This is a genomic window from Flavisolibacter nicotianae, from assembly GCF_003628535.1.
In the GTDB taxonomy this organism is placed as follows: Bacteria; Bacteroidota; Bacteroidia; order Chitinophagales; family Chitinophagaceae; genus Flavisolibacter; species Flavisolibacter nicotianae.
The window spans coordinates 59657-72245 of record NZ_RBCI01000002.1; the positions used below are offsets into that span (position 1 = coordinate 59657).

Annotated in this window: 8 protein-coding genes; 5 read left to right on the forward strand and 3 right to left on the reverse strand. The window is 55.4% G+C overall.

Annotation, left to right across the window (positions count from 1 at the left end; translation table 11 throughout):
* Positions 1-29: 29 nt before the first annotated feature.
* The 3 genes from D6024_RS05175 to D6024_RS05190 all read left to right on the forward strand — a co-directional run bounded on the left by D6024_RS05175 (position 30) and on the right by D6024_RS05190 (position 6568).
* Positions 30-1718: a sulfatase family protein gene (locus D6024_RS05175; RefSeq protein ID WP_121353544.1), complete on the forward strand. Its 1689-nt coding sequence runs from the start codon at positions 30-32 to the stop codon at positions 1716-1718.
* A gap of 325 nt (positions 1719-2043) precedes the next feature.
* Positions 2044-5112: a SusC/RagA family TonB-linked outer membrane protein gene (locus tag D6024_RS05185; protein ID WP_121353546.1), complete on the forward strand. Its 3069-nt coding sequence runs from the start codon at positions 2044-2046 to the stop codon at positions 5110-5112.
* A 22-nt stretch (positions 5113-5134) separates the two neighbouring features.
* Complete coding sequence (locus D6024_RS05190) at positions 5135-6568, forward strand: RagB/SusD family nutrient uptake outer membrane protein (RefSeq protein WP_162944558.1); 1434 nt, start codon at positions 5135-5137, stop codon at positions 6566-6568.
* Positions 6569-6770: 202 nt separating this feature from the next.
* Here the strand turns inward: D6024_RS05190 and D6024_RS27180 are convergent, their stop codons facing one another.
* From D6024_RS27180 to D6024_RS05200, 3 genes are all read right to left on the reverse strand, one after another.
* On the reverse strand, positions 6771-7217 hold the full coding sequence (locus tag D6024_RS27180; RefSeq protein ID WP_240409961.1) for a family 43 glycosylhydrolase: 447 nt from the start codon (positions 7215-7217) through the stop codon (positions 6771-6773).
* A 72-nt stretch (positions 7218-7289) separates the two neighbouring features.
* On the reverse strand, positions 7290-7913 hold the full coding sequence (locus tag D6024_RS27185; RefSeq protein ID WP_240409962.1) for a family 43 glycosylhydrolase: 624 nt from the start codon (positions 7911-7913) through the stop codon (positions 7290-7292).
* 80 nt (positions 7914-7993) lie between these two features.
* Entirely contained in the window at positions 7994-9220 is a 1227-nt protein-coding gene (locus D6024_RS05200) for a formylglycine-generating enzyme family protein (RefSeq protein ID WP_240409963.1), read from the reverse strand.
* 547 nt (positions 9221-9767) lie between these two features.
* On the opposite strand from D6024_RS05200, the gene D6024_RS05205 reads away from it, so the two are divergent.
* Positions 9768-11096, forward strand: coding sequence for an alkaline phosphatase family protein (locus tag D6024_RS05205; protein ID WP_121353548.1), 1329 nt, complete (start codon positions 9768-9770; stop codon positions 11094-11096).
* Positions 11097-11167: 71 nt separating this feature from the next.
* Positions 11168-12583 carry a sulfatase gene (locus D6024_RS05210; RefSeq protein ID WP_121353549.1) on the forward strand — a complete coding sequence of 472 codons (1416 nt, stop codon included), beginning with the start codon at positions 11168-11170 and terminating at the stop codon, positions 12581-12583.
* Positions 12584-12589: the final 6 nt, after the last annotated feature.

Genomic DNA, 12589 nt, shown 5'->3' on the forward strand with positions numbered 1-12589 from the left:
TCTTCACCCAAACCCGATAGCAAGCTGCAATGAAAAAAGCCAATCTCAATCAAACAAAAACGGTGCTGCTGGCCAGTTTCCTGTTACTGGCGCTGAGCGGCTTTGCAGGAAAAAAGTTTGACCGGAACACCGCCAGCCCCGATACATCCGGGAAAGAAAAACTGCCCAACATTGTTCTGGTGATTACCGACCAGTTCCGGGCCGACGCCTGCAAACGGGAGGGTTTTGCCCTGAATACCACACCCTTCCTTGATAGCCTGGCTGCCAGTGGCACCTGGTTCAACAAAGCCTACTGCGCTTCGCCGGCATGCGTGCCCAGCCGCACATCGATGATGACAGGTCGCTTTCCCAGCGCCACACGGGTGCGGTCGAACATGAACCTGCAGGATGCCCTTTACCAAACAGACCTGGTGGATGTGCTCAAAGCGAAGGGTTATGCCACGGCCCTGATCGGGAAAAACCACAGCTACCTGAAGCCGGAGCGGTTTGATTACTGGGACAGTTATTTTCACCTGGGCAAAGACAAGCCGGAAAGCGAAGAAGACAAAGCCTTTAAAGCTTACCTGCAAACCACCAACTACTACGCCGATCTGAAACCGGCGCCATTTCCTGCCGAACAACAATTGCCGGCCCGGATTGTCAGCGATTCCAAAGCCTGGATCAGCCGGGTGCAGCAAACGCCGGACAAGCCGTTTTTCCTGTACATGTCCATTCCCGAGCCGCACAATCCTTACCAGGTGCCGGAACCCTATTATTCACTTTTTCCACCGTCATCGTTGCCGCCGGTACTGTCCGGCGATGAGGTGTTGCCGGCAAAAGGAAACAAATGGGTGCTGCAAAAAAAGCTGATGGAGATGGGTTATCCCGGCTTCGAAAAAAACATTCCCCGCGTTCGCAGCAATTATTACGGCATGATGCGGCTGATCGACGACCAGCTCAGAGGCTTTGTGGATTTTCTGCGCCAAACAAACCTTTCCGAAAATACGCTCTTCATTTTCGTGGCGGATCACGGCGACTACACCGGCGACTACGGCCTGATCAAAAAAGGCGTTGAAGTGCCCGAGTGTCTGACCCGCATCCCGATGATCTGGTACGGGCCGGCAATTACCAAAAGCAAACGGCCGCATACGGCACATGTCAGCAACGTGGACATCCTGCCCACCCTCTGTGAGATGCTGCACGTGGGCCTGCCCGAAGGTGTACAGGGCCGGAGCTTGTGGCCTTTGCTCACCGGCCAGTCTTACCCGAAAGAGGAATTTGCCAGCATGCTGGTGCAGCAGGGCTACGGCGGACTTCATTATACTGACCTGGAAGAATACGATCCCTATACCGGCGATGGGATGCTCACGAAAGGCAAGATCGAGTTTGATGAACTCAATACCTGGACGCAAAGCGGCACCATGCGTATGCTGCGGAAAGACGACTGGAAGCTGGTGTACGACATGCAGGGCAAAGGAGAGCTGTACAACCTGGCAAAAGACCCGGCCGAGATCAACAATCTTTTTGGCAATAAAAATTACACGGCAAAGCAATTGGAACTCCTGCAGGACATGATGGCCTGGGAACTGCGCACGCAGGATCCGTTGCCTTTGCCCCATCCAACCAGGGCCCGGCACTACGGCTTCAAACGCGATCCCCGGAATTACTGGTCGCCGTATAAAAAAGAGCCGGAACAAAAGCTGAAAGCAAACAATCACCAACAAACAAAGGGTAAATAACCGGCCACAGCTTCCATCCCCGGAGGTGGCTGCACACGGATGTTTTGCCAAAATTCCAATGTGCCGCGGGATGGCGCCGTTCCGCTGCATTGGCTGCGGCAGGGGTCCTTTTTTCTGTATGGGTGATTCCCGTGCAAACAACCGCGTTTGGTGAAAAGAATCGGCGGTTCGTCAAACCATTTTCACCGAATCACCACGAAACCCGCCACCAGCAACGCCTGCACAACGCAATAAAAGCCCCCTGCACAAAATTGACAGCCAAAAACACAAATGTGAAAGACCGCCTTGGGCACAACGGCTAATTTTTCACTTTCAAGTTGACTATATGAAAAGATGTAAAAACGCAATCTTCCTGCTGACGGTCGGACTGCTCTTTTCCCAATTCCTGCTGGCGCAAAATGCCGTACAGGGAAAGGTGACGGACGACAAAGGCACTCCTTTACCGGGAGTGAGTGTACGACTAAAAAATTCTTCTGCCGGGACCAGCACCGACTCTACGGGTGTGTTCAGGCTCGCCCTGCCGGAGGGCAGCGGTGTTCTGGTGATTTCTTCTGTTGGCTATACTACACAGGAAATGCCCGTGAAAAACCGTTCCGGCATGACCGTTCGTTTAGTCACCGCCGAAAACAGAGAAAACGAAGTGGTGGTGATCGGTTACGGTACCACCCGGAAAAAAGACCTGACCGGCTCCGTCACCTCGCTGAACGGCGATGATTTTAACAAGGGCTTGAACACTTCGGTCACCAACCTGATTGCCGGCCGGGCACCGGGTGTGAACATCACGCAAACGAGTTCGGAGCCCGGTGGCGGCTTGTCGGTGCGCATCCGGGGTGCCAGCTCGGTCAATGGCGGCAACGATCCCTTGTATGTGATCGACGGCCTGCCCGTCGAAAATGGTGCACCGGTCAGTGGGGATGCCGGCCGCGGTTTCCCTGCCGGCAGCCAGGCCCGCAATCCCCTGAATGCCTTGAATCCAAATGACATTGAATCGGTCGAGATCCTGAAAGATGCATCGGCCGCCGCCATTTACGGTTCACGGGGAGCCAACGGCGTTATCTTAATTACCACGAAAAAGGGAAAAACCGGTGCCCTGCAAGTGACCTACGACACCTATAGGGGTACCCAAAAGGTAGCACGGTCGCTACCGGTCTTAAGCACGTCGCAGTACATCCAGGCGCAGAACGAACTGGCGGTGGCCAGGGGCGGGGCGCCGCTCTTTTCGCAGGCCGACATTGCAGCCATTGGTGCCGGCACCAACTGGCAGGACCTGATCTTCCGCGATGCACCGATGCAAAATCACAACCTTTCCTTCTCCGGTGGTGCCGGCGGCACCCGGTATTACGCTTCGCTGAATTATTACGACCAGGATGGGGTCATCATCAGCTCGGGCATGAAGCGCTACATCGGCCGCATCAACCTGGAACACAAAGCAGGCAATTTCCGTTTTGGCATGAACCTCAATAGCTCGTTGATCAAAGACGACCTGGTGGCGTTTGGGGGAACCGGCTTCAATGCCGGTGCAGGCATTATCAATGCGGCCATCCAGTTCTTTCCCACCGTGTCGCCCTACGACTCGGCCGGCAATTTTGCCCGGTACTATAACATCGATATGGAAAACCCGCTGGCCGTGGCCAACGGGGTGGATGCCAAACAGGCCACCAGCCGCACCTTCGGAAATATCTTTGGCGAATACACCATCCTTCCCGGCCTGAAGGCAAAACTGAACCTCGGTTCCGACTACACCAATGCCCGGCGGGATGTGTACAATACAACGGCCACTAAAGCCGGCTTTGCCAACGGCGGCATTGGCTCCGTCTTCAACGGCACCAACTCCAATTACCTCGTCGAAGCCACGCTGGATTATGTCAAAAGCTTTCACGATCACCGGGTCAGCCTTTTGGGCGGCTACACCTACCAGTATTTCCTGAACACCAGTATCAGTGCCGGCAACGTGGGCTTTCCCTCTGACCTGAACGGCACCAACAGCCTTGGCTCGGGCAGCACCACGCTGGCCAGTGTGGGCAGCGGCAAAAGCACCAACAAGCTGCAGTCTTACCTCGGTCGTATCAATTACGACTACAAAGGAAAATACCTGCTCACCGCCACGTTGCGGGCCGACGGCTCGTCGCGTTTCGGGATCAACAACAAATACGGTTATTTTCCCTCGTTCTCCGGTGCCTGGCAGATCGGGCAGGAGGCCTTTATGCGCAACCTGCCGCAGGTTTCCAGCCTCAAGCTCCGCGCTGGCTATGGCCTCACCGGCAACCAGGACATCGGCAACCTGAATTCGGTGGCCACCTTCAACAATTCGGGTGGCGCCAATCTTGGCGGCACCACGCAGATTGGACAGGCGCCCACGCGAATTCCCAATCCCGACCTGAAATGGGAATCAACGGCGCAGTTTAATGTGGGTGTGGACCTGGGTCTCGTGGGCAACCGGGTGAACCTTTCGGTGGATTATTTCCGGAAGAATACCAAGGACATGCTGCTCAACCTGCCGGTCAGCGGCACCAGCGGTTTTACGTCCCAACTGACCAACATCGGCAGCATCGAAAACAAGGGCTGGGAATTTTTGCTGGAAACCAAAAATCTCACGGGTCTGTTCAACTGGACGACAACGCTGAATGCCGCTACGCTGGAAAACACGGTAAAAGACATCGGGCCGTTGTCGCAGATCCTGACCGGGTCCCTGCCGTTTACCACGCAGATCGTCGTCATCCAGCCGGGCTTTCCGCTGGCGGGCTATTATGGCTACAGGGTATCGGGAGTATTTCAGACCGGCGACGACATCGCCCATTCGGCACAGCCAGCTGCAAAGCCGGGCTACCTCAAATTTGAAGACGTGAACGGCGATGGCAAGATCACCACAGCCGACCGCACCCTTATCGGCAACCCGCTGCCCAGGTTTACGTACGGCATCAGCAACAGCCTGAGTTATAAGAATTTTGGCCTGGACTTTTTCCTGCAGGGCGTTTCTGGCGTGGACATCCTGAACCAGAATTTGCTGGAAGCCATTTTCCCGCTCGACCCGCTGCGCAACTCCCTGGCGGAGCCCCTGCTCAACCGCTGGACAAGCAGCAACCCGGGTGCAAAGTGGCCCTCGCTGGTAGGCTACAACGACTACTCGGCCCAGCGCATCAATTCGCTGACGGTGGAAGACGCCTCCTACCTGCGCCTGAAAAACATCACCCTTTCTTACCAGCTTCCGCTGCAGAACGGCCGGATGATCAAATCGGCAAGGATCTATCTCTCGGGACAAAACCTGAAAACCTTCACCCACTATTCCGGTTACGACCCGGAGGTGAACGTGAACGGCGATGGCAATGTGCGGGTGGATTACAATGCCTACCCGCTGGCGAAAACCTACCTGGTGGGACTGAACATTGGATTTTAAGATCGAACACAAAAAACGAATCATGAAAACAAACAGATTGACATACCTGGCAGGCCTTGCGTCCCTTTCGGTGGCCCTGTCGTTTGGCAGTTGTAAAAAGGGATTGGAAGAAGACAATTTTTCACAGCTTTCCACAGAGGACTTCCTGCGCACCGAAGCCGGGATCAAGGCCCTGAGTGTTTCGGCCTACAGCAATGCACAGTTCGTGGCCTTCCCGATGAACGCCAAAGTGGACTTTGCCGAGCTGCCGACCGAGATCATGTATCAGGCCGGCGGCGGTGTGGCCGGCAATGCCGCGCAGCTTTACAACTTTACCTGGGAACCCACCATGGCCTGGTTCAACGACCAGGGATGGAACAAACCCTACCGGGCCATCCGCGACGCCAACGTATTGCTCGACAACATTGACAAAGCGTCCATGACGGAGGCAAAGCGCAAAACCTTTGTTGGGGAAGCCCGCTTCCTGAGAGCTTACACCTATTTTATGCTGTACGACTGGTACGGGCCCGTACCGCTGGTAACCACTTCCGGGCAAGCGAAGGAAATTCGCCGGCCGACAGAGGATGAAATGAAATCCTTCCTGGAAAAAGAATTCACGGATGCGGCCGGCCTGCTGCCCGTAACACAAAGCGAATACGGCCGGGCCACCAAAGGGGCGGCGCTGGGCTTTCTTACCAAGTTTTACCTGAACACCAAGCAGTGGCAAAAATGTGCGGACGCCGCAAAAGCGGTGATGGACCTGGGTGTGTACCAGCTTTATCCCAATTACGTGGACATGTTCAAGGTACAAAACGAGCGGAACAAAGAATTCATTTTCGTCAGCCCCTGTGAGCCCATTGCCGGGCAGGGCAACCAGTGGATGGCTGTTTCGTTTCCGGCTACCTACCCCCGCCTGACCAACCAGGCCAGTTTTGCCGCCAATTACAAGTTGTACGACAAGTTTGTGAATTCGTTCGAAACCGGTGATGAACGCAGGGGATGCATTCTTACTTCGTACCAGACGGCAGCGGGAGCCACGGTTCAGTTGCTGGGCCGCAACGAGTCGCGGAGCTTTAAATATTTTCCCGATCCAGGCTCATTGAATGCCGATGCCGGCAACGACATCCCCGAACTGCGGTATGCCGATATCCTGCTGGCAAGGGCCGAAGCGCTGAACGAGATCAACGGGCCCACCGACGAAAGCATTGGTCTCATCAACCAGGTCAGGGGAAGGGCCAAGGCTTCGTTGTACACGGCAGCGGCCTTCACCAAAGACAGTTTCCGCGACGCCATCCTGAAGGAGCGCCTCTGGGAATTTTTCACCGAAGGCTTCCGCCGCCAGGACCTGATCCGCCACGGTAAATTCATCAGCGACGCCGTGGCCCGGGGCAAAAATGCTAAGCCTTTTCATGTGCATTTTCCCATTCCGCAGGCGGAAATCGATGTGAGCCATATTGAGCAAAACGAAGGCTATTGACGGAAGGACGGGCTGCAAGCCATTGCTGCCCGTCTCTCACAAAGCAGCAACGGGGCAGACCTTGTGCTCCTGCATCGCAGCAGGAAAAACGGGTCTGCCTTTTTGTTTGCCGGAAGGCCAATGCACCGCAAAATTTTTTGTTGTCGTAAAACAAAAATGTCCCCGCTGCCGGCAGGGACATGAACCAAAACGGCGCCTTGTTTTAGGGCCTGTTGACGCCGGATGGCAGCAGTTGCGGTTGGGTCGTGGGCCCTTCAACTACCAGTTTTCCGTTGGGCAGGATCTTCATTCGGTCAATGAACACCACCCGTTCGTCGCCGGTGGCCGTGGTGCGGCCGTGGTAAACGCAAAACATTTCTTTCCCGTCAGGCGAGTAGGTGATGCTGTTGTGGCCTGTACCGGTGACGGTTCCGTCTTTGTCCACATTCTTTTGCAGCACGGGATTGTTGGCTGCTTTGGTAAAAGGTCCCAGCGGGCTTTTGGCCGTGGCATAGCCCACCGCGTAATTCTTTCCTCCAAAATAATTGGCCGAATACATCATGTAATAGGTATCGCCTTTTTGAAAGGCAACCGAACCTTCGGTCCAGCGGCGGGCCACTTCTTTGGATGTTACCGAACGGCTTTCCCATTCGGCCTGCTTGTCTTTCATGGAGACCGGGGGCCGCAGCAAGAGCACCGGCTCGCCAATTACACCGCTGAAGTCGGGCTTCAGTTCGACACCCTAGACCCAGCTTTCTTCGATTTCTTTGAACCATCCCCTGGCTTTTGCCCAGTCGGCTACCTCGCTTTTCACCGGGTGTTTGTAGCAGCAGCGGGAGTAATACAGGTAGACTTTCCCGCTTTTGTCAAAGAGAACATTGGCATCGATGATGGGATAGCCGGGATCGAAAATGGGCCTGTCTGCCAGGTCAATAAAGGGGCCTGTTGGCTGATCCGCCACCGCCACGCCGATGCGGAAGTTTTCCGTTTCTTTGGCCGGGTTGACTTTCCACTGTGCACTGTAAAACAGGTAATATTTGCCTTGCCGCTCGTAAACTTCCGGTGCCCAGTAGGCCCCGTTCCAGGCAGCCGTGGGATCGGTCCAGCCGTTTTTGTTGTTATGGAAATACACCTGTCCTTCAGGCTTCCAGTTAACCACGTCGGTAGATGAATAGGCAGCGAAGCCCTTGTCTGCGCCTCCCGTTCCGTACATGTAATACCGGCCGTTGGCAGACAGCACAAAGGGGTCGCCCAACCTAACCGGCAGGGGATTTTGATAGGTAGCTTTGCTGTTTTGGGCTGCAACAGGCTGCAGGCTGCCGGCCAGCAGCAACACGAACAGGCCATTCATGATTTTTCTTGTCATATAGGTTTTCTTTTTCCGGCCCCGGTTCTTCGGCTGCCAGGCGTGCAAAACATCCCGGCACGTTAGCAAAGGCCGGTTGCTTATTTCAGGTCTTTCACGCAGCGAAAGCCCGTATGCTCCAACCCCGTATCGGGGCTGCTTTTCATACGGCGGGCTACGCGGTAGCCGCTGCAGTAACTGTCGTTGCACAGGAAGGAGCCGCCGCGTAATGAACGCTTGGGAGTATAGGGTTCGTCCGGGTCAAAGCTTTTTGCGGGTCCCTGCGGATTGGTGGTGGTTTTGCTGCTAAGGGATTTGTAATAGTTCGCGTCGTACCAGTCCTGGCACCATTCCCACACATTGCCGCTCATGTCGAACAGGCCATAACCGTTGGGTGCGTAAGACTTTACCGGGGCCGCGGTAACGTAGCGGTCTTTTTGCAGGTTGAGGTAAGGGAAATCTCCTTCCCAGCTGTTCATTTTTGCGTGGCCGTTCCCGATCGGCTCGTTACCCCAGGCATAAATGCCGTTTTGTGTTCCGCCCCTGGCGGCAAACTCCCATTCGGCTTCGGTGGGCAACCGCTTGCCGGCCCATTTGCAATAGGCCTGTGCATCGTACCAGGAAACCTGCACCACCGGATAGTTCTCTTTTCCTTTGATTGTGCTGCCAGCGCCTTCGGGGTGTTTCCAATCGGCGCCGGGCACCCACTGCCACCACTGGCTGTAGTCGTTGAGGTCAACCGGTCCGTTGGTCGAGTGGAAGACCAGTGATGAAGGCACCAGGACCGATTCGTCGGGTTTGGGGGTGCCGGGCGGAAGGGTTTTTTTCAATTCTTCCCAGTCGGGTTTGCGTTCGGCCGTGGTGACATAGCCGGTGGCATCCACAAATTTTTGAAACTGCGCATTGGTCACTTCCGTGGCATCGATCAGGAACGAATGCACCGTGACCTTGTGTTTTGGAAATTCATCGGCCGATGCCTGCTCATTATCGCCGCCCATCAGGTAGTCTCCGCCGGGGATGTACACCATGCCGCGGTTCGTGCTGTCGGCAGCAAGCGCCTGCTCGTTGTAGGAAGCAGGGCCGGTTGCGGCCAGCCGCGAAGGCACCCGCATGCAGGAAAGCACCTCCTTTTTTTGGGTGGCCGCTTCCTGTTTCGGGTTTTCGTTGTTGCAGGAAAAAATGGCTGCCCCAAGCAGCAGGGCAAAACCATATCGTTTCGCCTGAACCGTTTGAAAAAAGAGTGGTATACCCGTGCCTGGCCTGCACGGCCTGGACCGGGAAAGCAAACGATGCGGGCTTTGCAACGGGTGAAATTTCTTTATGCGCATGGGGCGGTCTTTTCTCTTTTACAAATGTGTTGGTCTGCTGTTCCGCAATAGCCCCGACGGGAGGGACCGATCCGGTAAAAGGGATGGACAGGCGGCATGAGCGATCGTTTGTTTAGCACCCTTTGAAGCAAAAACAACATCCTGCCGGCAAAATACGGATTATGCCCCGATGACGCTACCAGTATTGTCGCGGAGGCTAAAAAGAATGTACCGGCAGCGGCTTTCCGGCTTCATCACCGTTGCCGGGCATTTTCCGGCCGGCACTTCCTCCTTTTCGTCCGGAACTGCCTTTTGAAACAAATTTATTAGTGCAGGAGACAATTGTGACAGCCAAAACAAGGGTGACGGCGATAACTTGCTGGCGGCGGTTGAACGGAAGTGTAGCCTTGTAGTCTGTCCGCAGGCTTCGTAAGTCCTGAGAACCAGCCGAAACAAAAAGCTTTTTTCACCCTGCTACGGCTGCATTGCCTATTTTTCCAGGCGAAGAACCGGCTTTTGCGGCAGGTGCCGGACAAGTTTTCCGCACCGTGGTCTTGCAACACGAACGATGAAAAAAATTGTTTTCTTTCTCATTCTTGCGATCGGAACCGTGGTTGGCCACAGCCAGCCGGCGCGGCATGTGCTCCTGGTCAGTATCGATGGCTTCCGCCCTGACTTTTACCAGGACAAATCCTGGCCGGCGCCGAACCTGCAAAAGCTAAAAGCGGCCGGCGTTTACGCCACCGGTGTCCGCAGCGTCTTTCCTTCGGTCACCTATCCTTCGCACACCACCCTCGTAACCGGCGCATTTCCGGCACGTCATGGCATTTACTACAATGCGCCCTACAGGGCCAAAAAAGGGCAGTGGTACTGGGAGGAAAGCTACATCAGGGTGCCCACCTTGTGGGATGCCGTCAGGCAGGCCGGCCTTACCTCCGGTGCCGTGATGTGGCCGGTGACCGTTGGGGCCCCCATCGATTACAACTTCCCGGTGCGCCGGGCCGACAACGACGAAACCAGCAACCAACTCGAGATCACCCGGCCGCTGGTGACGCCGGCAGGCCTGCTGGATGAAATCGAAAAAAAGGAAACCGGTCCGCTAACCGTTGCCGATTTCGACGGCAACCATGCCATCGACAAAACCATTGGGAAGATGGCGGCCTACATCCTCAAAACCTACCAGCCGAATTTGATGGCGGTGCATTTCATTACGGTCGATCACATGGAGCATGCCCACGGACGGGATGCCGTTGAGGTCCGCCATGCCGTGGCGCTGGTCGACAGCATGATCGGTGTGCTGCTCAAAACCCTCAAAGAAGCCGGCCTTAAAAAAAACACGGCCGTGATCATCACCGGTGATCACGGTTTTGTCAACTCCACGCATACATTTTCACCGAATGTGTTGCTGCAACAGCACGGACTTTTGACGGCCGATGGTGGTCCTGCCAGCTTTCACCCCGCCGGTGGTTCGGCCTTTCTCTACCTGAAAGACAAGGGCGATACGGCAACTCTTAGCAAGGTCAAAGCAATTTTACAGGCCCTTCCTGCTGAGCAGAAAGCCGCTTTCCAGGTTGTTGACCGTGCCGAATTGGACCGGGTGGGAGCCAACCCCGACGTGGCGCTGGCCCTGGCCATGCAGGACGGCTACGTGGCCAACAACGAGGCAAAAGGAGAGTTGGTGAGGATGAAAAAAGGCGGTGGGAACCATGGCTATTTTCCTGATTTCAACGCCATCAACACCGGCTTTCTGGCCATTGGTGCAGGGATCGGGAAACCGAACCAGGTCGGCGATATGGGAATCCAGGATATTGCGCCGCTGGTTGGCAAGCTGCTGAACCTTCCGTTCAGGGCTCCCGACGGTGTGCTGGTTCCCGGGATCTTAAAACCGGGAAACTGACGGCAATGACGAAAACTCCTGTCCCTTTTTTTTATAACCGCTGTTCAGTACAATAACGAAAGCAAAATCGTATGCGAAAACTGGTAAGTGCTCTCCTCGTTTTTTTTCTTCTGCACGGCGCACTGTCTGCGCAGAAACCCGCCCGCAAGCCCAACATCATTTTTATCCTGGCCGATGACCTGGGCTGGGGAGAACTGGGTTGTTACGGAAACACCTACAACGAAACGCCCAACCTCGACAAGCTGTCTACGCAGGGGCTGAAATTCACCCAAGCCTATTCGGCGGCACCCATCTGCTCGCCTTCGAGGGTGGCCATCATGACCGGCCAATACCCGGCCAGGACGCGAATCACCGATTTTCTTCCCGCCAAAACAGACCGCTGGCTGGACCCGTCCAAATACCTCACCATCAACGAAGCACTTTCCAATGTCGGTTACTACACGGGCATGTTTGGCAAATGGCACCTCGATACCGATTACCTGACCAACAAAGGCGGCCCGAAGGCACACGGCTTCGACGAGGTGATCGGCACAGAAACCAAATACATTGCCGACGGCGATTATTTTTTTCCCTACGACAAGATCAACACCTTTACCACGGGGGCGGACGGCGAATACCTGACCGACCGGCAAAGTGCCGAAGCCTGCCGGTTTATTGAGCGCAACCAGGAGCGGCCCTTTTTTCTTTACCTTCCTTTTTACGCCGTGCACACCAAACTGGATGCCCCGGAAGACCTGGTGAACAAGTACAAAAAGAAATTCGACGCGAAATACGGCGAAGGCGAAGCCGAAAAATATTACGGTGCTGCCAACCCCAGGCACGAGGCGGACCATCGCGACAATCCCTACCTCGCGGCCATGCTGGAGCGCATTGACGCCGGCGTGGGCCAGATTATGCAAACGCTGGCGGCAACAGGGCTGGACAAAAACACGCTGCTGGTCTTTTTTTCCGACAACGGCGGTGCCGGTAAAGCCGGTAACAACGGCTTCCTCCGGGCGGGCAAGTCCTGGCTCTACGAAGGCGGCATCCGGGAATGCCTGCTGATGCGCTGGCCCGGTAAAATTGCAGCCAACACGGTGACCAACGAACCGATGGCAGGGACAGATTTTTACCCGACCTTCCTGGAGGTGGCCGGCACACAAAACCCGCCGGGAAACCTGGTGGACGGCAAAAGCATTGTTTCGCTGATGATGGGTAAAAAGGCGCCGGCGCGGGAGGCCTTCTACTGGCATTATCCCTCCGAAACCGGCAAATGGAAGCCACGCATGGCCAGTGCCGTGCGCAAAGGCGATTACAAGCTGATCGAGTTTTACCTCGGGGGGCGGCTGGAGCTTTACGACCTGAAGACCGACCCTTCGGAAAAACACAACCTGGCAACGGAAATGCCGGAAAAGGTGAAGGAACTGAAGGAAATGCTCGATACCTGGAAGATAGAGGTGAATGCGGAGATACCGGACCTCAATGCTGCGAAGGGTGTGACAGACTAAAAACAA